The 20,500-nt window shown below is 66.2% G+C and carries 20 protein-coding genes and 1 tRNA gene; 18 read left to right on the forward strand and 3 right to left on the reverse strand.

Going from position 1 to position 20,500, the window contains the following annotated elements; translation table 11 throughout:
- Positions 1–125: 125 nt before the first annotated feature.
- On the forward strand, positions 126–341 hold the full coding sequence (locus WDM86_13175; protein ID MEI9990982.1) for a hypothetical protein: 216 nt from the start codon (positions 126–128) through the stop codon (positions 339–341).
- Positions 342–346: 5 nt separating this feature from the next.
- Positions 347–1,603, forward strand: a complete 1,257-nt coding sequence (locus tag WDM86_13180) for a DUF4010 domain-containing protein (GenBank protein MEI9990983.1) — start codon at positions 347–349, stop codon at positions 1,601–1,603.
- 218 nt (positions 1,604–1,821) lie between these two features.
- Here the strand turns inward: WDM86_13180 and WDM86_13185 are convergent, their stop codons facing one another.
- The 3 genes from WDM86_13185 to WDM86_13195 are packed head-to-tail and all read right to left on the reverse strand — an operon-like array spanning position 1,822 to position 3,267.
- Complete coding sequence (locus WDM86_13185; protein ID MEI9990984.1) at positions 1,822–2,295, reverse strand: GNAT family N-acetyltransferase; 474 nt, start codon at positions 2,293–2,295, stop codon at positions 1,822–1,824.
- 35 nt (positions 2,296–2,330) lie between these two features.
- Positions 2,331–2,672, reverse strand: coding sequence for a cytochrome c (locus tag WDM86_13190; protein MEI9990985.1), 342 nt, complete (start codon positions 2,670–2,672; stop codon positions 2,331–2,333).
- 13 nt (positions 2,673–2,685) lie between these two features.
- Positions 2,686–3,267 (reverse strand): NAD(P)H-dependent oxidoreductase, encoded by a 582-nt coding sequence (locus WDM86_13195; GenBank protein ID MEI9990986.1) that lies wholly within the window; start codon positions 3,265–3,267, stop codon positions 2,686–2,688.
- 74 nt (positions 3,268–3,341) lie between these two features.
- On the opposite strand from WDM86_13195, the gene WDM86_13200 reads away from it, so the two are divergent.
- The 16 genes from WDM86_13200 to frc all read left to right on the forward strand — a co-directional run bounded on the left by WDM86_13200 (position 3,342) and on the right by frc (position 20,500).
- The gene (locus WDM86_13200; protein MEI9990987.1) at positions 3,342–4,493 is read left to right on the forward strand and encodes an ATP-binding protein; all 1,152 of its coding nucleotides are present in this window, start codon (positions 3,342–3,344) and stop codon (positions 4,491–4,493) included.
- Positions 4,483–5,094, forward strand: a complete 612-nt coding sequence (locus tag WDM86_13205; protein ID MEI9990988.1) for a response regulator — start codon at positions 4,483–4,485, stop codon at positions 5,092–5,094. Before WDM86_13200 ends, WDM86_13205 begins: the two co-directional genes overlap by 11 nt.
- Before the next feature lie 133 nt (positions 5,095–5,227).
- Positions 5,228–5,920 (forward strand): helix-turn-helix domain-containing protein, encoded by a 693-nt coding sequence (locus WDM86_13210; GenBank protein ID MEI9990989.1) that lies wholly within the window; start codon positions 5,228–5,230, stop codon positions 5,918–5,920.
- Positions 5,921–5,943: 23 nt separating this feature from the next.
- Positions 5,944–6,135, forward strand: coding sequence for a hypothetical protein (locus WDM86_13215; protein MEI9990990.1), 192 nt, complete (start codon positions 5,944–5,946; stop codon positions 6,133–6,135).
- A complete protein-coding gene (locus WDM86_13220; GenBank protein ID MEI9990991.1) occupies positions 6,132–7,091 on the forward strand; it encodes a tetratricopeptide repeat protein in 960 nt (319 codons plus the stop codon). The genes WDM86_13215 and WDM86_13220 overlap by 4 nt, the downstream gene beginning before the upstream one ends.
- Before the next feature lie 10 nt (positions 7,092–7,101).
- Positions 7,102–7,716, forward strand: a complete 615-nt coding sequence (locus tag WDM86_13225; GenBank protein ID MEI9990992.1) for an NAD(P)H-dependent oxidoreductase — start codon at positions 7,102–7,104, stop codon at positions 7,714–7,716.
- Between the two features lie 168 nt (positions 7,717–7,884).
- Entirely contained in the window at positions 7,885–10,536 is a 2,652-nt protein-coding gene (locus WDM86_13230) for a bifunctional acetate--CoA ligase family protein/GNAT family N-acetyltransferase (protein ID MEI9990993.1), read from the forward strand.
- A gap of 81 nt (positions 10,537–10,617) precedes the next feature.
- Positions 10,618–11,472 carry a universal stress protein gene (locus tag WDM86_13235; protein MEI9990994.1) on the forward strand — a complete coding sequence of 285 codons (855 nt, stop codon included), beginning with the start codon at positions 10,618–10,620 and terminating at the stop codon, positions 11,470–11,472.
- Positions 11,473–11,485: 13 nt separating this feature from the next.
- Complete coding sequence (locus tag WDM86_13240) at positions 11,486–12,307, forward strand: universal stress protein (GenBank protein ID MEI9990995.1); 822 nt, start codon at positions 11,486–11,488, stop codon at positions 12,305–12,307.
- 166 nt (positions 12,308–12,473) lie between these two features.
- Positions 12,474–12,567 (forward strand) — tRNA-Ser (locus WDM86_13245).
- A 441-nt stretch (positions 12,568–13,008) separates the two neighbouring features.
- A complete protein-coding gene (locus tag WDM86_13250; protein MEI9990996.1) occupies positions 13,009–13,518 on the forward strand; it encodes a hypothetical protein in 510 nt (169 codons plus the stop codon).
- 93 nt (positions 13,519–13,611) lie between these two features.
- Positions 13,612–14,346 (forward strand): fimbria/pilus periplasmic chaperone, encoded by a 735-nt coding sequence (locus tag WDM86_13255; GenBank protein ID MEI9990997.1) that lies wholly within the window; start codon positions 13,612–13,614, stop codon positions 14,344–14,346.
- A 33-nt stretch (positions 14,347–14,379) separates the two neighbouring features.
- Entirely contained in the window at positions 14,380–16,923 is a 2,544-nt protein-coding gene (locus WDM86_13260; GenBank protein ID MEI9990998.1) for a hypothetical protein, read from the forward strand.
- Complete coding sequence (locus tag WDM86_13265; protein ID MEI9990999.1) at positions 16,920–17,912, forward strand: spore coat protein U domain-containing protein; 993 nt, start codon at positions 16,920–16,922, stop codon at positions 17,910–17,912. Before WDM86_13260 ends, WDM86_13265 begins: the two co-directional genes overlap by 4 nt.
- A gap of 107 nt (positions 17,913–18,019) precedes the next feature.
- Positions 18,020–19,156, forward strand: a complete 1,137-nt coding sequence (gene yfdE, locus WDM86_13270) for a CoA:oxalate CoA-transferase (GenBank protein ID MEI9991000.1) — start codon at positions 18,020–18,022, stop codon at positions 19,154–19,156.
- Positions 19,157–19,249: 93 nt separating this feature from the next.
- Positions 19,250–20,500, forward strand: coding sequence for a formyl-CoA transferase (gene frc / locus WDM86_13275; GenBank protein ID MEI9991001.1), 1,251 nt, complete (start codon positions 19,250–19,252; stop codon positions 20,498–20,500).

Consider the following 20,500-nt stretch of genomic DNA (forward strand, 5'->3'; position numbering starts at 1 on the left):
TACTTAAAGCCTCGCCCAGGGGTTGCTAATTGATCGAACGCAAGGGCCCAAGGATTTGACGCGCCTCAATGACCGCGAACGGCGGTCCGGGAGATGTTCGTCACCGGTCAAAAGGAACAGCACCCATGAGCGCCGCGGCCATTGCGAAACGGCATTTCGACCTGGCGGTGGCCGAAGCCATCGCCGCCGGCTATGACGCGGAAAGCACGGCGCGGTATATGCTGGGCTGCGTGGTGGAGAAATACCTGGAGACCCGCAGCGTGGCCGATGTGAGATCCGAACTGCAATTCGTCGCCGAGAATTGCGATCCCGACACCGACTTCATGTTCATGCGACCCTGAGCCAGGTGGACACACTCGCCATTCTGCAGCGGCTATTGCTGGCGCTGGCCATCGGCCTTTTGGTCGGGATCGAGCGCGGCTGGCAGGAGCGCGACGGCAAGGAGGGTTCGCGCGCCGCCGGGGTGCGCACCTTCGCGCTGATCGGCCTTCTGGGTGGCGTTTCGGCGCTGCTGAGCCGCTTCGCCGGCCCGCTTTTCCTAGGCTTTGCCATCATCGCCTTCGCCGCGGCGCTGCTGCCTTTCGTGTGGCGCGAGGCGGAAGCGGCCGGCAGTTCGTCCGCCACCGGCATGATCGCCGGTCTCGTCACCTTCGCGCTCGGCGCCTATGCCGTGATCGGCAACGCATCGGCCGCGGCGGCGGGCGGCATCGCCGCGACCATCATCCTGGCCGAGCGCAAGGTGCTGCACGAATTCGTCTCGCAGCTGAAATGGAGCGAATTGCGCGCCGCGCTGCTGCTCCTCACCATGACTTTCGTCCTGCTGCCGATCCTTCCCGATCGCACCGTCGATCCGTGGGACGCGCTCAATCCGCGCCAGCTCTGGCTGATGATGGTGGTGATCGCGGCGGTGTCCTATGTCGGCTATATCTGCGTGCGCGTCGCGGGCGAGCGCGCCGGCCTGATCTATGCCGCCGCCGCCGGAGGACTGGTGTCGTCGACGGCGGTGACGCTCGCCTATTCCAGGCTTTCGGCGAAGAGCCCGCAAAGCGCGATGGCGCTGGCGTCGGGCGTGACGGCGGCCTGGACGGTGTCGCTGCTGCGCCAGTCCTCCATCGCGGTGGCGCTCGCGCCGGCGATGCTTGCGCCGCTCGGCTCGACGCTGGGGCCGCCGGCGGCGCTGCTGGCGGTGATAACGCTGGTCCTCTATCTGCGCGCCGCCAAGCTCGAAGCGCAGTCGCCACTGGTGCTGAGCGATCCCTTCGAACTCAGCGAGGTATTGCGCTTCGGCCTCCTGCTGGCGGTCGTTCTCCTGGCGGCGAAGCTGTCCGGCTCCTGGACCCATGAATTGAGCCTGATACCGCTGGCGGCCGCGTCGGGCGCGGTCGACGTCGATCCGATCACGCTGTCGGCCGCCAAGCTGACGGGCACGACCATCGCGCCGGCCTATGCAGCGACCGTGGTGATGGTCGCGGCCGGCTCCAATGTCGTGTGCAAAAGCACCGTCGCGCTGCTCCTGGGCTCGCGTGCCTTCGCCGGCTATGTGCTGGGCGCCGCCATCGCGGCGGCGGCTGTCGCGGCGGCCGCCTGGTACGTGCTCGGCTAATCCTTCGGCTTGCCGGGCGCGACGATCGAGCCGTAAGCCAAGGCAAGGCCGAAAGCGACGAAGGACACGACGAGAATGGCCAGGAAGATTTCGCTCTCGACCGGCATATGCAGCTCCCTTGAGATGATCGAACGCGCCGATCATTCACGGCCGGGACCGCGGAACTTTGAGCGAAGTCAAAGATGCGAGGGGAGTGATCATGACCTATGTCAGGCTGGTCAGAGATATTTCCGTAGCTCCGACGCGTATGGCCCATAGCCGGCGCGCGCATAGATTTCCGCGGCGCGCGCGTTTTTCGTGAGCAGGCCGATCATGATCTGGCTAAGGCCAAGCCGGCGCGCTTCATCCTCGCAAGCCTCGATCAGGGCGCGGCCGACGCCGAGACCGCGTGCGCCGTCCTCGACGAAAAGCTCAGTGATATAGCCGTGCGTGCGCTCGTCCTCGACGACGAAGACCGGTTTGCGCTCGACCAGGAAGACGACCCAGCCGACGGCGCGGCCGTCCTCTTCGGCGATGAACATCCGCCCCTGATTCGTCGCCACCTTCTGGGTCAGCGCGGCGAAATGTTCCCGCGCCACCGCGGGGTCGAGCCTGCGATCCGGCTCCAACGCATGCTCGAAGCGTTGCGATCCCATGATGAAAGCAAGGGCGGCGGCCTCGTCCTCGGGCGTGTGCAGATCGCGTATGTTCATGCGCGCACGCTATCACAACGCCGCGCCTGGTTGCGTCAGTGCGCCAGCGAGCGGATATAGGCGACGATGTCGTCGAGATCGCGCGGCACGAAGCGCTGCTCGCGCATCGGATGGTTCGGCGCGAGAATGAAGGCGCGCAAGCCAGCCGCGTTGTGGCGGAATCTTCCGCCGATGACCGTGAAGGGCGGGGCCGCGACGGCCTCGGCGGTGTCCGGATCGGCGACCGGCGTGGGGCGCGGCTGGCCCGCCGTCACCTGATGACAGGCCGAACAGGCCTCGACGGCGAGCCGGCGGCCGCGCGCCGTGTCGGGCATGCGCGCCTGCGCCGCCGTGGCCAGGCCAAGGGCGACACAGAGGACGGAAAGGGCGATGCGCATGGTCCTGCTCCTTTTAGCATCCCGCCGCGGCCCGGCGGCGGATCCTGGCCACGCAGCGGTCGCGGTGCCGTTCGGACAGCTCGATGCCGCCGAAATAGGTCAGATGCACCGGCCGCGCGCCGGATATGCGCAGGATACCACGGGCGAAGGCGCGGGTCCCGAAGCCGCCGAACGCGACGCGGTAGACCAGGGCCGGCATGCCCATGGTGACGACGATGCGGGCCGACTTGCCGGTCAGTCCGCGATGCGGGTTTCCCGCCATGCCGCTATCGAAGCCGAAACCGCCGCAGGCGATGCGTTCCAGGAAGCCTTTCAGCAACGCGGGCGTCGCGCCCAGCCAGAGCGGATGGATGAAGACCAGATGCTCCGCCCAGGCGATGTCGGCCTGCGCCTTGACGATGTCCTCGTTGGTGGGCTGGGTCTGGAAGTCCTCGAACCTGACCAGGAGGGGGAATGTGAGCGCGCCCACATCGATGCGGCGGACCTCATGCCCCGCGGAAATGGCGGATTCCACATAGGCCGCGGTCAGCGCCGAGCAGAATCGTTCGGGCCGCGTATCGGGGTGCCCGTTGATGACGAGAATGCGCTTCGACATGGGCGAAGTTAACGGGTAAAGGCGGTTATTCGCCTTGACCGCAATCAACACGCCTTCGAAAATCCCGCCCGCCGATGACCAGCAGACGAACGCCCTCCGCCACGACGCGCCTCGAGACCGACGACGGCGGCTCGCTGTTCGACGCGCTGATCGGCATGGCGGTCGACGGCATCATGATGATCGACGAAAAGGGGATCGTCCGGGTCTACAACAAGGCCTGCGAGAACCTGTTCGGCTACGAGGCGCCGGAGGTGATCGGCCGCAACGTGAAGATGCTGATGCCGGCTCCCTACCACGCCGAGCATGACGGCTATCTCCACCATTATGTAAAGACCGGCGAGAAGCACATCATCGGCATCGGCCGCGAGGTCTCCGGCCGGCGCAAGGACGGATCGATCTTTCCGCTGCGGCTCGCCGTCGGCGAGGGCATCGTGCGCGGTGATCGCGTCTTCCTCGGCATCATCACCGACATCTCCCTCGGCCAGGAGCAGGATCGCCGGATCGAGGAATTGCAGGCCGAGATGCTGCATGTCAGCCGCCTCACCGACATGGGCCAGGTCGCGGCGGGCCTGGCGCACGAACTGAACCAGCCGCTGACCGCGATCCTGAACTACACCAATGCCTGCATCGACATCGCCGAGGAGCGCGGCGACAAGGATATGGAGGCGATCTTCGGCAAGGTCGCGGAGCAGGCGACGCGCGCGGGCAACATCATCCGCCGCCTGCGCGGCTTCCTTGAGAAGCGCGGGCCCAACATGGTGCCGGAGGACATCGCGCGCACGGTCGACGAGGCGATCCGCCTCGGCCAGATCAACGCCGCGGAGCGCGGCATCAAGCTCAAAGTGGCGATCGAGCCGGCGCTGCCGCCGGTCCGCATCGACCGCATCCAGATCCAGCAGGTGCTGATCAACCTGATGAAGAACGCCGCCGAGGCGATGGAGAAGTCGCCGCGCCGCGAATTGTCAGTGACGATCTCGCGCGCCGCGCCCGGGCAGGTCGCCGTCACCGTGGCCGATACCGGGCCCGGCATCTCGGCCGAGGTGGCGGCGAAGCTGTTCCAGCCCTTCGTGACGACCAAGGCGCACGGCATGGGGATGGGGCTTTCGATCTGCCGCGGCATCGTGGAGGCCCATGGCGGAAGGCTCACGCTGATGGAGAATGCCGGCGGCGGCGCGCTGTTCCGCTTCACCGTCGGCGTGGCGCCGGAGGATGCGCATGGCGAGTGAACTCACCGTATGCGTCGTCGACGACGATGCGGATGTGCGCGATTCGCTCGCCATCCTCCTGGCGCGGCGCTACCGCGTGAAGACCTTCGAATCCGCCCGCGCCTTTCTCGATGCCGGCGTCAAGGCGCGCGACACCTGCGTTCTCGCCGACATCCGCATGCCGGAGATGGACGGGCTGGCGCTGCAGCGCGAGATCAACCGCACGATCCCCGGCATGCCGGTCATCATCATGACCGGCCATGGCGACGTGCCGATGGCGGTGCAGGCGATGAAGGAAGGCGCGGTGGAATTCCTGGAAAAGCCGTTCGAGCGCGGTGTGCTGTTCGGCGCGCTGGAGAACGCGTTTTCGCGCGCCGCCCTCGCGACGGCGGCCGCGGTGGGCACGGCGGCGGTCGACGCCACGGCGCGCAAGGCCCTGACCGACCGCGAGAAGGACGTGTTCGACCTCCTGGTCGAAGGCCACCAGAACAAGGTGATCGCCCACAAGCTCGGCATCTCCACCCGCACGGTGGAAGTCCACCGCTCCCGGGTGATGGACAAGCTCGGCGCCCGCAGCCTGGCCGACCTGGTACGCCTGTCGCTGGGACGGGGCGTGAGGTAGCCGTTACGTACGTAGTGCCCCCTAGGTAGCCGCCGTCGCGGCGCCGGTTCCCTACCGGTTACGTACGAATAACTCCCAATTTCTGCGGATTTTGCGGTTTGTCAATGTGCTCTCGTTGAATACGGAGAGAGACATGAGCGCCGCAGTCTATTCGAGTCCCGCAAGAGTCCCGACGCCGCCCATCGTCCTTGCCCGCGCGCCCGAAGCGCGTTCGACCCTCGCCTCGCTCGGCACGATCAGCCATTTCGACCGCAACGCCACGATCTTCAGCGAAGGCGACGAGGCGGATTACTCCTACAAGGTGCTCACCGGCGCGGTGCGCCTGTCCAAGATGATGTCCGACGGCCGCCGCCAGATCGCGGAATTCGCGCTTCCCGGCGATTTCATCGGCATCAACTGGCTCGAAGAACACGCGATGACCGCCGAAGCATTGAACGACGTCACCGTCGTCTCCTATGCCCGTGGCCGGCTGGAGCGGCTGGGCGACGAGAACCGCGAAATCCGCGCCGAGCTGTTCGCCAATCTCCGCCACGATCTTTGGGCGGCGCAGAACCACCTCGTCATCCTCGGCCGCCAGAGCGCGCTGGAGCGGGTCGCGAATTTCCTCGTCCAGTTGCTGGAGCGCAGCCGCAGTGCCGACAAGACGCGGCTCGACGTCCCCATGACGCGCCAGGACATTGCCGATTATCTCGGTCTCACCATCGAGACGGTCTGCCGGATGCTCACCAAGCTGAAGGTCTCCGGCATCATCGGCATCCCCGATCGCCACACGATCACCATCCGCAACGCCGCCGGCCTCAAGCGCGCGGCGCAGCCGGAAGAGTGATCTCGTTCGCAAGGGAGCGGACCATGCCTTACAGCGTCGAAGGATATGCGGAACGCGCTGAAGAGTGCGTCAAGCTCGCCAATCAGGCGAAGGATCCGATGATCCGGATGGAGTTGCTTAAGCTCCGCCAGACTTACCTGACCATTGCCGAGCGGCTGCGCCAGCAAGGGTTTGAGGCCGCGCCCGTTGAACGCGCGAGGGGAGCGGCACATTGACCGCCCGCCTTTCCGTCGGTCCATACAAGCAGCATCATTTGCTCGCTGCCGGCGGTTTGCTCGTGCTGGCGCTTATCGTCCTGTTGTGGACCACACGCGGTCTGTCCTATCCCAATCCCGCCGATTTGCGCGCGCCCGCCGACACGCTGGAACAGAAGGCGATGTTCGAGCGTGACGTGGCCGTCACGCGGTTCTCCTTGATGTGCCTGGACGCGCTGGCGCGCGGCGAGCCGAAGGTGGCGGTCAGGAATTGCGATCTCGCCATCGATCTGGATCCGAACAATGTCACGCTGCTTGATCTGCGCGGCAACGCCCAGGTGCTCGGCGGCAATCCCAACAAGGCGCTGGCGGATTTCACCCGCGCCATCGCGCTTGCTCCGACCAATCCCGAGGCCTATCGCTACCGCGCCAATGTCTATTTCACGCTGCGCCGCGACGCGCTCGCGCTGGCCGACTACGACCGCGCGATCATGCTCGATCCGCAAAACGCGATCGGCATCGAGTTGCGCGGGCATTTCTATCAGGCGCGGGGCAACTACGCGCTGGCGATCGCGGATTTCTCCAAGGCCATCGCGCTCAAGCCGGGCGAGGCGCGGATATGGAATTCGCGCTGCTGGACGCATGTCCTCGCCAATAGCGGGCTCGACGCCGCGCTCGCCGATTGCGACCGCGCCGTCGCCCTCAATCCGCGCTATGCCAGCGCCTATGACAGCCGCGGCTATGTCGATGTGCGCTTGAGCCGGTTCGCCGCCGCCATTGGGGATTTCGACCACGCCCTTGCGATCGAGCCGAAACTCGCCACCTCGCTGTTCGGCCGCGGCCTCAGCAAGCTCAGGACCGGGGACGCCACGGCCCGGCTCGATCTGGCGCAGGCGCGCCTGCTCGATCCGAATATCGAGACGCGGTTCGCGGCGCTCGGTTTCCGGTTGAAGGCGAACGGCGCCTCGGGCGCCTGAGGGAACAGTCATGAAACACGCGGTCATCGTCGCCCATCCCAACACCGAAAGCTTCACCGCTTCGCTGGCCTCGGCCTATCGCGAGGCGGGCCTGGCCGCCGGCCACGACGTGATCTTCCGCGATCTCTACGCGATGGGCTTCGATCCGAGGCTCGCCGAAAGCGAGATACCCTGGTCGAAGCATTTCGCGCTCAAGGACGATGTGATCGCCGAGCGCGCGCTGCTGCAGGACGTCGAGGTCTTCGCGTTCTTCTATCCGATCTGGCTCAATTCGCCGCCGTCGATCCTGAAGGGCTATCTGGAGCGCGTCTTCGGGCTCGGCTTCGCCTATCGCCGCGAGGGCGCGGGCAACGCGCCGCTGCTCAAGGGCCGCAAGATGATCAGCTTCACCGCCTCGGGCGCCCCGACCGAATGGGTCATCCAGTCCGGTGCCTGGGCGGCGATGCGCACGTTGTTCGACAGCCACTTCGCCGCCGTGTGCGGCATGGAGGTTGTCGATCACGCCCATTTCGGCGGCATCCACCCCGGCATCCGCGCCGATTCGGTCCAGAACGACGCGGAGACCGTACGCGCGACCTTCGCCAAGCATTTCATCGAACCGCCCCGCCTCGTTGCGGCCGGTTGAGAGAAATCAAGGGCTGTCACACGATCTCTGCTAGTCTGTAATCATGCTAAAGTGATACAGACAGTGCCTTCAAATCATCCCTGTCATCCCGGCGAAGCGCCGCGCTAGCAGTGCGCCGGGTTTCGCCGCGCTCGCGGGGATGGCAAGAATGGCGCCCCGGAGAATCGCGTGACCATCCGCAACCTCGACTTCATCTTCAAGCCGAAGAGCATCGCGCTGATCGGCGCGAGCAATAAGCCGCACTCGGTCGGCGCGGTGACGGCGGACAATCTGCGCCTCGCGGGCTTCGACGGGCCGATCCTGCCGGTCAATCCGCATCACGCCGCGGTCGCCGGCGCGCTCGCCTATCCGGACGTGGCGGCGCTGCCGCTGACGCCGGACCTGGCGGTGATCTGCACACCGCCCGAGACCGTGCCGGAGCTGATCGCGCAGCTCGGCGCGCGCGGCACCAAGGCCGCCATCGTGATCACCGCGGGCTTCAAGGAAGCCGGCAGCGCCGAGGGCCACCGCCTCGAACAGGCGATGCTCGACGCGGCCAAGCCCTATCTGATGCGCATCATCGGGCCCAATTGCCTGGGCGTGCTCTCCACCCCGCGCAACCTCAACGCTTCCTTTGCGCAGGCCATGCCGTCTAGGGGCGGCGTCGCCTTCGTGGCGCAATCGGGCGCCATGGTCACGACCGTGCTCGACTGGGCGAACGGCCGCGGCATCGGCTTCTCGCATCTGGTGTCGCTGGGCGACATGAGCGATGTCGATTTCGGCGACATGCTCGACTATCTCGCGACCGACGATTCCACGACCGCGATCCTGCTCTATATCGAGGCGGTGACGGAGGCGCGGAAGTTCCTCTCCGCCGCGCGCGCCGCGGCCCGGCTGAAGCCGGTCATCGCGATCAAGGCGGGACGCGCCCCGGCGGCCGCCAAGGCCGCGTCGTCGCACACCGGGGCGCTGGCCGGCATGGACGCGGTCTATGACGCCGCGTTCGAACGGTCGGGCATCCTGCGCGTGACCGATCTGGACGAAGTGTTCGACGCGGTGGAGACGCTGTCGTCGCGGCCCGACATCCGGGGAGGGCGGCTGACTATCGTGACCAATGGCGGCGGTGTCGGCGTGCTCGCGACCGATTCGCTGATCGCGCAAGGCGGCGCCTTGGCGACGCTGTCGCCGGACACAATCGCCAAACTGAACGCCGTGCTGCCGCCGACCTGGAGCCACGGCAATCCCATCGACATCATCGGCGACGCCGGCGCCAGGCGCTACGCCGACACCCTCGCCATCCTCGCCGGCACCCGCGAGCAGGACGCCATCCTGTTGCTCAACTGCCCGACCGCCGTCGCCTCGGGCAGCGAGGCCGCGGATGCGGTCGCCGAGGCCGCCAAGACCTCCAAGCTTCCGATCCTGACCAATTGGCTGGGCGCGCGCTCGGCGGAGCAGGCCCGCCGGACCTTCGCCGCCGCCAAGCTGCCGAGCTACGACACGCCGGAAAAGGCGACGCGCGGCTTCATGCACATGGTGCGCTACCGCCGGCTGCAGGACGTGCTGATGGAAGTGCCGCCCTCGATCCCGCCGGGCGAGCAGCCCGACCGGGCGCGGGCGCGCGAGATTCTGTCCACGGCACAGCCCGGCTGGCTCGATGCGCTCTCGGTGCAGGCGCTGCTTGAATGCTACCGCATCCCGATCGTGCGCTTGGCGCACGCCGCGAACGCGGACGAAGTCGCGGCGGCGGCGGCGAAGATCGGCGGGCCGGTGGCACTCAAGATCTTCTCGCCCGACATCACCCACAAATCCGACATCGGTGGCGTGGTGCTGGACATCGTGGGCGGGCCGGCGGCGCGCGAAGCCGCGCTCGACATGAACGGCCGCGTCGCCAAGGCGATGCCGTCGGCGCGGCTCGAAGGCTTCCTGGTGCAGGAGATGGTGCACCGTCCCGATGCGCATGAGCTGATCCTCGGCATGGCGTCCGACGCGACCTTCGGGCCGTTCCTGTTGTTCGGCCAGGGCGGCACGGCGGTGGAGGTGATCGACGACAAGACGCTGGGCCTGCCGCCGCTCAACCTGAAGCTCGCGCAGGAGATGATCGACAAGACGCGCGTGAGCCGCCAGCTCAAGGGCTATCGCGACCACAAGCCGGCGGCGATGGAGGCCATCGCGCTGACCCTGGTGCATCTGTCGCAACTGATCTGCGATTGTCCCGAGATCGCCGAGCTCGACATCAATCCCCTGCTCGCCGACGAGAGCGGCGTCATCGCCGTCGACGCGCGGGTCAGGATCGCGCCGGTCGCGGCGCCCGACCGCATCGCCATCCGCCCCTATCCGGAGGAGCTGGTCCACGCCGAAGCGGTGGCGGGGATCGGCGACTTCACGCTGCGGCCCGTGCGGCCGGAGGACGCCCCGGCTTTCGAACGCTTCTTCGAAAGGCTGTCGCCGGACGACATCCGCATGCGCTTCTTCACCTCGCTCAAGGTGCTGCCGCCGACCATGCTGGCGCGGCTGACCCAGATCGACTACGACCGCGAAATGGCGCTCGTCCTGTTCGACGCCGGCAACGAGATCGCCGGCGTCGTCCGCCTGGCCGCCGATCCCGACAATGCGCGCGCCGAATTCGCCGTCCTGGTGCGCAGCGACCTCAAGGGCCATGGCGTCGGCACGCTGCTGATGGCGCGCCTCGCCGTCTATGCCCGCGCCCGGGGCATCGGCGAATTGTGGGGCGACGTCCTGCCGGAGAACCATATGATGCAGGCGCTGTGCCGCGAACAGGGGCTCGTTCTGGCGCCTTCGCCGCATGATCCCGCCGTGCTGCGGGCGACGCTGAAACTCTGAGGGTTCCGCGTGCGTTCCTGACCTCGGTCAATGCCTTCCGTGCCGGACCGGTGAAAGTTGCTGGTAGTAGTGGAGTTCGTCATGTCGATTGCCAAGATTCTCGTGCCTGTCGCCGGAGCGGAATGCGACGTCGCGGCGATCGCGACCGCCATCGCGGCGGCGCGGCCTTTCAGCGCTCACATCGAACTTTTCGCCATTCACGAGGATCCCGCGCTGGCGGTGCCGCTGGTCGGCGTGCCGCTGGCGCCCGACACCATCGATGCCATCATCGAAGGCCAGACGCGCCACGGCAACGACGCGGCGACGCGCGCCCGGGCGACGATGCGCGAGATTTGCGGCCGCGAAGCCGTGCGCATCGTGCCGGTGGCGGCTCGCGGCGACGCGCCGACCTGCTCCTTCCGCCAGTGCTGGGGCAATGTGGCGACCAGCATCGGCAACGAAGCGGCGCTCAGCGATCTGGTGGTGCTGGGGCCGATCTGCTGGGACAACGACCAGGCCTTCAACGAAGCCTTTCTCGACGTGCTGCGCGATGTGCGCCGCCCGATCCTGGTGGCGCGGGGCGCCGCCCGCGAGCCGCGGCGCATCGCCATCGGCTGGGATGGCAGCGAAGCGGCGGCGCATGCGGTGGCGAGCGCGATGCCCTTCCTCGAACGCGCCGAGGCGGTGACGATCCTGACGATCGCCTGCCGCGGCGCGGTCTGCGCCTCCATCGCTCCGCTTGGAGACTATCTGACCCGCCATGGCGTCGCGTTCGGGCATCGCGAGACCGATGCCGGCGACGCATCGGCGGGCGAGGCGCTCCTCGCCGCCGCGACGGGCGCCGACATGCTGGTGGCCGGCGCCTATGGCCACGATCATCTCGGCGAAGCGCTGTTCGGCGGCGCGACGGAAACCCTGGCCGGCGGGGCCGGCATGCCCGTGCTGCTGGCGCATTGAACGGAAGACGACGATGACCATCGCGGAAGTTCTCATTTCTTTGAGCGGTACGCCGGCCGATGAGGCGGCGCTGGACACAGCCTTCGCCGTGGCGGCGCCGTTCGGCGCGCACGTCACCGCTCTGTTCGCGACGCCGGACGCGCGCGAGGCCGTCTCGGCGGCGGATTTGCGCGAGGCAGTCCCGGTTCGCGGCGAACGCATCGCTGGCGCGCGGGAGCAGACGCGGCTCGCCTTCGCCGGCGCGGCGCGAAAGGCCGACGCGGTGGTCCGCACGGCCGTGGAGAAATACGGGACGTTGTCGGCCAGCTATCGCGAGGCGTCGGGCGCGGCAGCCGATGCGCTGGCCGAGGCGGCGCTGTTCGCCGATCTGGTCGTCTTTCCCCACGGCGCGGCGCAAGGCCCGCTGCGGCCGGCCTTCGTGCGCGTGCTGACGCAATCGGAGAAGCCGGTCCTCTTGGCGGGCGCGGTCGCCCGCGCGCCGGCGCGGATCGCGATCGGCTGGGACGGCAGCCTGCCATCGGCCCGCGCGCTCACGGCGGCGCTGCCTCTGCTCAAGAAAGCGAAGACCGTCGAGTTGCTCACCATCGGCGAGCCCGTGGGCATCCCGGCCTCCGATGCCGTCGACTATCTCGCGCTGCACCGCGTGACGGCGTCGCTGCGCCCGCTGTCCTCCGCGCCGGTACCGATCGGCCGCATGCTGCTCGCGGGTGCCGCGGGCGCGGACCTTCTGGTGCTGGGCGCCTATGGCCACAGCCGGCTGGTCGAGCGGATCTTCGGCGGCGTGACCGCGCATGTGCTGGAACATGCCGATATGGCGATCCTGCTGGCGCATTGAGGTGGCTCAGGCGCCGAAGGCCGTCGAGCGGTGCTTACCGTTCCGCGCCGATTCAAGGGGATAGCGGCGCAGGCCGAGCCACCGTCACTAAGCGCTTGAATGCAAACGGCTTAGGCAATAGAAGCGTCGCTATTCTGTCAGAACGCCGTTCCGCCAGGATAAGCGTGGAGCTGTGGCCGAGAGGCTGAAGGCGGCGGTTTGCTAAACCGTTATACGGTTGAAAAGCCGTATCGAGGGTTCGAATCCCTCCGGCTCCGCCACCTGCCTTTGCTAAATCTACTCCGGACGAAATGAGCCTCGCTGCGGCGGGTGCTCTCCTGCCCTCCGAAGCCTTTGGCGTCGGAGAGCTGGAGAATGTTCGCTCGCGCAACGCGCTGATCGCAAACCCGCCGCATGGCTGCGGCGCGCGGTACCCGTTGTGTTGAGTCCGATGTTGATCGCGCCTACTGGCCGCATGCATTCCCGGTTGTAGTGTAAGTATTAGATATGCAACCTGAAGTATAGGAAGGAACTTTCTGTTCGGCAGGAACGCAAATCGAATAATTGAGTTGTCTCATACAATAGATATAATCACCTATATTGAGAAATGACGTGCAAACATTCAGTTTTATCTGCACAGATCGAATTGTACCTAGTTTTTGTCCAGCGCATTAACGCGCGACGCCCTAACTGCGCCCGTGAACAATTCAGGAGAAAGTTTCATGAACAAGAAAACCCTTGGCCTTCTCGGCGCAGTGTCCGTGTCCGCTCTTCTTCTCGCGGGCGGCGCGGCGAACGCCGCCAATACCATCACGCTCACGGGCACGGTTCCGCAGATGTGCAGCCTCACCGCCAATCCCGATGCCGACGCGACCGGCATGCCGTTGCAGACCAGCCAGACGGCACTCGACATCGGTTCCGTCGACGAGACCTGCAACGACGACACGGGATATAGCGTCGCCATGGTGACGACGAACGGCACGACGTCCGGCATGCTCAAGAGCGGCACGGGCGATACCGCCCACGAGCTTGGCTACGTCGTGAAATATGACGGCGTCGTCGCAACCCCGGTTGCCGGATCGGCGACGGTCACCGACGTTACCGCCCCCGTCGGCGGTACCACCGGCACCGTCAACAAGCCGATCACGATCTCCTACACCGGCGCCTCCGCGGCGAATTCCGCGGCCGCCGATTATACCGACACGCTGACCTTCTCGATGACGGCGAAGTAGGACGTGACGGTCCGGATTCGCATCGTCTCCGGACAATGGAGATCACGCCGATGGACCGGAGCCGCCCGATGGGCGGCTCCGCGTCTGTTCGGCGTGATCGTCGTTGGCGCGCTGCTGGGCGCGCCGGCGGCCGCCTTCAAGATTTCCCCTTTCACGGCGGAAATGGCGCCGGCCGGATCGCGCGCGACGCTCGACTATGTCGTGGAAAACGATTCCTCGGACCCGACGGCCGTCCAGATCGGCGTCGTCAAGCGGGAACAGGCCGAAGACGGAAGCGAAACCCTTCCTTCGGCGGAAGACCAGTTCCTGGTGTTTCCCGCCCAGCTTGTCCTTCTGCCGCGCGAAAAAAGAACCGTGCGCGTGCAATGGCTCGGCCCGGTGAACCCGGACAAGGAGCTGGCCTATCGCCTCATCGCCGAGCAATTGCCGGTCGATCTCGGACGGCCGGGCTCGGCCGTGAACAGTCTCAAGCTTCTGGTCAAGTATCAGACGGCGGTCTACATCCTGCCCCCCGGCATCCATTCCGATCCGGCGCGCGACCTTGTGGTCCAGCGCGCCGAGCCGGGCCGCGATCCGCGCGGCCGCGCAACCCTCGATCTCTCCGTCGCCAACCGCGGCCTCGCGCACATCAATCTTCGCGGCGTTCGCGTGACGGTCACGTCGTCGGGCGACGGCAAGAGCGTGATCCTGTCGTCGCCCGGGCAGGTCGGCGCGATGGTCGGCGAAAATGTCCTGCCCGGCTCGGTCCGCCGTTTTGCCATCGCCTGGCCGCCCGAACTGCCGATCGGCCCGGTAACCGCGACGCTCGAGGTACAAGGTGCGCCCTGAGAGCGCGCTTCGCGACGCTCTCGCGTCGCCCGATTGACCGCACGCCCCGCACGGCATTGCCTGTCCGCCCTGCTTTTCACCGCGTGGTTCGCGTCCGCGCCGGCGCATGCGGCGGATCCGTCGCCCGCGCCGTCCTCCGAAGACGAGCGGCTGAGGCTGTTTAAATCGGTGTTCGGCAGCAAGAGCCCCGAACCGGATACCGCACCGCACCGGACCCTCTCCGTGCCGCTGTTCCTCGATGGCGTCGCCATCGCGCAGCTCCAGGCCAAGGGCGTCTCGGACGGATCGGCGTTTCGGATCGAAAGCCACGGTCTCACCGCCGCCCTGACCCCGCTGCTCGAAGCGAGCCGGTTGGCGCGTCTGGCGGCGCGCGCGGACGCGGACGGCTTTCTCAGTCTGGACGATCTCAAGAGCGAAGGCCTCACCGCCCGGTTCGATCCCGGCAATCTCGTTCTTTTCCTCGACCTGCCCGTCAAATTGCGCCGGGTGCAGACCATCAATATCGGACCGGGACCGCCCGCGATCGGCAGTAGCGGTCTCGTTCCGGCGGCGGACGTCAGCTCCTACCTGAATCTGCGCGGCAGCCTCGATTACGTGTCCGCGGGCAGCCATACGGCGTCGGGCCTGCAGGCGACGGTCGCGCTCGACGGCGCGGTGAACGTCATGGGATCGGTGCTGGAGGGTTCGCTCCTTTATTCCGGCTCCGCGCCGCAGCCCTTTCAGCGCGGCGACCTGCGCCTCGTCCACGACGACCCGGAGCGGGCGCTGCGCTATTCGGCCGGCGATCTCTCCTACGCCGTCGCCGGCTTTCAATCCTTCGTGCCCATGGCGGGCTTCTCGCTGGCGCGCAATTTCACGCTGCAGCCCTATTTCATCACCCAGCCGACCGGATCGCAGGACTTCGTGCTCGATCAGGCCTCCCAGGTCCAGGTCTTCATCAACGGCATCCAGAGCCGCGTGCTGACGCTGCCGGCGGGTCGCTACAACCTCAACAATTTCGCCTTCGCGGAAGGCCCGAACGATGTCGTGCTGCGCGCCACCGACGGTGTCGGGCGCGTGAGCACGTTCAGTTCGCCTTTCTTCTTCAGCAGCAATCTTCTGGGCGCGGGCGTGCAGGAATTTTCCTACAATATCGGCCTGCCTTCGACGATCGGAACCGCCGGATACGTCTATGACGCGGGACTGCCCTCGGTGTCGGGCTTTCACCGCATCGGCCTCAGCGACACGCTGACGGTGGGCGGAAATTTCCAGGGTTCCATCCTGCAGCAGCAGCTCGGCGCCGAGGTCGGCTATGCCTCGGGCTTCGGCACCTTCCATATGGATGCCGCCGCCAGCCATCTGAGAGGCGCCGGCTTCGACGGCGCGCTGCGCCTGTCCTACAGTCTGCTAGACTCCCGGCCGGAAGGCTTCGGCGGCAGTTTGCTGGCGCAGGCGACCTATACCGGCGCCAATTTTTCCACGCTCGGGACCGTCGTCCCGTTCAATCTCTCCGCCCTCGACCTCGGGGTGCGCTACACGCAGCCCATCTTCGGCGATGTCTACGCCTCTCTCGGTGCCTCCTATCGCCTGGGGAGGAACGGCGCGGGGAACGGACACGATCTGAGCCTGTCGTTCCAGCATTCGTTTCTCCGCGGCCTGATCGCCAATCTGCGCCTCGAACAATCGGTCGATCGCGGCAGCGGCCCGAGCTTCGGCGCGCTGCTCGCCGTAACCTGGCAGATCGGCGACGGGAACAGCACGATCCAAACCACCTACGATACGGCGCGCGACACGCTGCAGGCTTCTTATCAGTACTCGCCGAGCAATTTCGTCGGCGAGCCCGGCGGCACGCTCAATTTCGTCAAGGCCGGCGACCAGGAGCAGGCCACGGGTTCGGTCTACTACAACGCGAACCGTTTCGAGACGAGCTTGTCGCACGACGTGCTCTTCGCGTCGCCGGATTCGGATCAGGGAACGGTGCAGCGGACCAGCTTTCGGCTCGGAAGTTCGCTCGTTTATGCGGACGGCCATTTCGGCATCGGCCGTCCGATCGACGACAGTTTCGCCATCGTCGTTCCGACCCCGAACTATGCCGACCAGAAGATCATCCTGGATTCGTCCGGAATCAGCGGTCGTTATGACGCGCGGACCGATCTGCTGGGTCCGGCCGTGCTGCCCGACCTGACCGCGTACCAGATCCGCCCGCTTGCCGTGACCATTCCCGATCTGCCCGTCGGTTACCAGCTTGGGCAGGACACCTACCAATTGAACCCGAACTATCGCAGCGGCACCGTCGTCACCGTCGGAAACGACGCCACCGTCGTGCTGGACGGCCTGTTGGTCGATGGCTTGGGCGCGCCGCTCGCGCTGCTGGCCGGCGAGATCGTGCCCCTCGACAAGAAGGGCGCCGCCGCCGGCGAATTCTTCACCAACCGGCAGGGACGGTTCCGCATCGAGGGAATCGGACCGGGCAGGTTCGAATTGCGATTGGTACGAAACCCCGAAATCGTCGCGCTTATAACCATACCGCCTGGAACCAAGGGCGTTTATGTCGTGGGCAGTGTCGCGCTCGCGGCGGGAGTCGAGGCCGCAAGATGAGAACGCCGTTCCGGTTGTCGGCTGCACCGTGGTTTACCGCGATGGCGGCCGGGCTGTTTTTCCTTTCCGCGATGCCGGCGCTGGCCGACGCATGCGGAACCGGCGTATCGATGTCGGCGACGGCGGTCGCCTTCCGTCCGGACTATGATTTCACCGATGGCGCCCAGCACACCACGGTGGTCACCAGCCTCAGGGTCATGGGCGTGGTTGCCGGCTGCACCTATCTCGTCGGCGCGGAAGGCGGCAATGGCGGGCGCAAAATGTCGGACGGTTCCGCCCACACCGCGAACTATCAGCTTTACACCAACAGCCAGCTCACCGATGTGTTCCTCGACCCGCTGAACGGTGCCAGCGGCACGGACGTGAACATGCTCAGCTTCGTCGGCGGCAGCGCGACGACGGTCACGCTGATGTATTATTTCACGATGCCGTCGGGCCAATATGTCCCATCGGGCCTTTATCAGGACGACGTGCTCCTCACCCTGTACAGCGGCACGTTCCTGGAGCCTTCGCCGCCGATCGATTCCGTGTCGGCAATTCATGAGGCCACCGTGACCGGCATATTCCTGGTGTCGCTGGTTCCGACCGGAAGCGCGTTCGACATCAATCGAACGTCCATCGTCACGGATTTCGGAACCCTGTCTCCGGGCCAATCGCGAAGCGTCCAGGCGCTGTTCAAAAGCAACGACAGCGTCGGTTACAAGGTCTATATGCGATCCGACAACGCCAGCCGGCTGAAAGCGGCGACTGGCACGGCATCGATTCCCTACAGCGTGACGCTGTCGCCCAGCGACTCGCCGAATCTCGCCGCCGTGGCAGCCAATCCCGCACTGACCCAGACGGACATACAGGTCGCGTCCGGCACCGGCGTGGCGCCATCCTCGGCGGATCGCCTGAACGTCACCGCGACGATCGGCAGCTTCAGCGTCCCGGCCCTGGCGCCCGGCACCTATTCCGATGTCATCACCGTCACGATCGTCGGAAATTAGGACGAGCACGTCAGCCCGTGACGCGGAAAAAAAGAAAAGCCGTACTTCGAACGAGGAGGGTCAGAATCCTCCTATCGCGCGGCGGTGCCTCGTGGCACCGTTGCACCATGGCAGTCGCAGGCCCCTTCTCCGGAATCCTCGTCGTCGATCTGACGCATGTGCTGAACGGCCCGTTCGGCACTTCGATGCTGTGCGATCTGGGCGCGCGCGTCATAAAGATCGAGCCGCCCGTCCATGGCGACGACACCCGCGCCTATGGTCCGTTCGTCGACGGGAAATCGCTCTATTTCAATTTCATCAACCGGGGCAAGGAGAGCATCGTCCTGAACCTGAAGGACGCGAAGGACAAGGCCGTTCTCCTGAACATGGTGCGCAAGGCCGACGTGCTGGCGGAGAATTTCCGGCCCGGCACGATGAGCCGGCTGGGTCTGTCCTACGACGCGCTCAAGGCGATCAACCCGCGCCTGATCTATGCCTCGTCCTCCGGCTTCGGCCAGACCGGGCCGCTCGCCGCCTACCCGGCCTACGACACGATCGTGCAGGCGATGAGCGGCTTGATGAGCATGACGGGCTTCCCCGACGGTCCGCCGACCCGCGTCGGCACGTCGATTTCCGATATCGCGGGCGGCGTCTTCATGTTCTGCGGCATCGCCAGCGCGCTCTTCGCGCGCGAGAAGACCGGCCAGGGCGCGCATGTCGACGTGGCGATGTTCGACAGCACGCTCGCCTTCCTCGAGCACGGATTCATGGAATACGCCGCGACCGGCAAGCCGCTCGGTCGGATCGGCAATCGCCACCCCTTCATCGCGCCGTTCGACACTTTTGCGGCGCGGGACACACAACTGGTCATCTGCTGCGGCAACGATCTTCTCTTCGAAAAACTGTGCGCCGCCATCGGGCGCCCGGAACTGTCGAGCGACGGCCGCTTTGCCTCGAACGCCGATCGCATCGCCAACAACGACGCGCTCAAGGCGGCGCTGGAGGCGGCGCTGGCCGGCCATCCCGCCGCTTACTGGCTGAAATCGCTCCATGAAGCGGGCATTCCGGTGGCGCCGATCCTGAATGTGACGCAGGCCGCGGAGCATCCCCAGACCAAGGCCCGCAACATGCTGATCCAGGCCGGCGGCGTCCGCATGACCGGCAATCCGCTGAAGATCGACGGCTATGACGATCCGTCCGTGCGCCCCGGCGCGCCGTCGCTCGATCAGCACGGCGCGGCCCTGCGCCGCGAATTCGAATCCTGATCGCCTCATGCCCGTATCAAGCACCGCAATTCCGTGCAAGCGCGGGTTCCCGCCGGCGACGCATCCTGCGCGCCGTCAACTGGAGTGTCGCCCATGAGCCTGCCCCTTGAAGGTATCAAGATCATCGATTTCACCGGCGTGCAGGCGGGTCCCGCCTGCACGCAGCTGCTCGCCTGGTTCGGCGCCGATGTGCTGAAGGTCGAGCGGCCGGGCACCGGCGACGTCACGCGCCGGCAGCTGCGCGACATCGCCAATCTCGACGCGCTCTATTTCACGATGCTCAACAGCAACAAACGGTCGCTGGAGCTCGACACCAAGACGCCGGACGGCAAGAAGATCATGGAGCAGTTGATCCGCGACGCCGACGTGCTGGTGGAGAATTTCGCGCCCGGCGCGCTCGACCGCATGGGCTTCACCTGGGAGCACATCCAGGAGCTCAATCCGAAGATCGTCTTCGGCTCGGTCAAGGGCTTCAACGAGGAATCGCCCTACAAGGACATCAAGGTCTATGAGAACGTCGCGCAATGCGCCGGCGGCGCCGCTTCCACGACCGGATTCTGGGACGGCCCGCCGACCATCAGCGCCGCGGCGCTGGGCGATTCCAATACCGGCATGCATCTGGCGATCGGCATCCTCACCGCCTTGATCGGCCGTGAGAAGACCGGCAAGGGCCAGAAGGTCTCGGTGTCGATGCAGGACGCCGTGCTCAACCTCTGCCGCGTCAAGCTGCGCGACCAGGAACGCCTCGAACATGTCGGCTATCTCGAGGAATATCCGCAATATCCGAACGGCAAGTTCGGCGACGCGGTGCCGCGCGGCGGCAATGCCGGCGGCGGCGGCCAGCCGGGCTGGGTGCTCAAATGCAAGGGCTGGGAGACCGATCCCAACGCTTATATCTATTTCACTATCCAGGAACAGAACTGGCCGAAGACCTGCGAGGCGATCGGCAAGCCGCAATGGGCGAACGATCCGGCCTATGCGACGGCGAAGGCCCGCCAGCCGCATATCTTCGACATCTTCGCCGACGTCGAGAAGTTCCTCGCCGACAAGAACAAGTTCGAAGCGGTCGAATATCTGAGCAAGTTCGAGATTCCCTGCGCCCCGGTGCTCTCGATGAAGGAGATCGCCTACGATCCGGCGCTGCGCGCCAGTGGTTCGGTCGTCGAGGTGGAGCAGGAGAAACGCGGCAAGTATCTCACCGTCGGCAGCCCGATCAAGTTCTCCGACTTCAAGCCCACGATCACCGGCGCCCCGCTACTCGGCGAGCACACCGACGCGGTCCTCGGCGAACTCGGCTACAGCGGGGCCCAGATCGCGAAACTGCACGCCGACAAAGTGGTCTGA

It is taken from the genome of Rhizomicrobium sp., from assembly GCA_037200045.1.
GTDB lineage: Bacteria > Pseudomonadota > Alphaproteobacteria > Micropepsales > Micropepsaceae > Rhizomicrobium.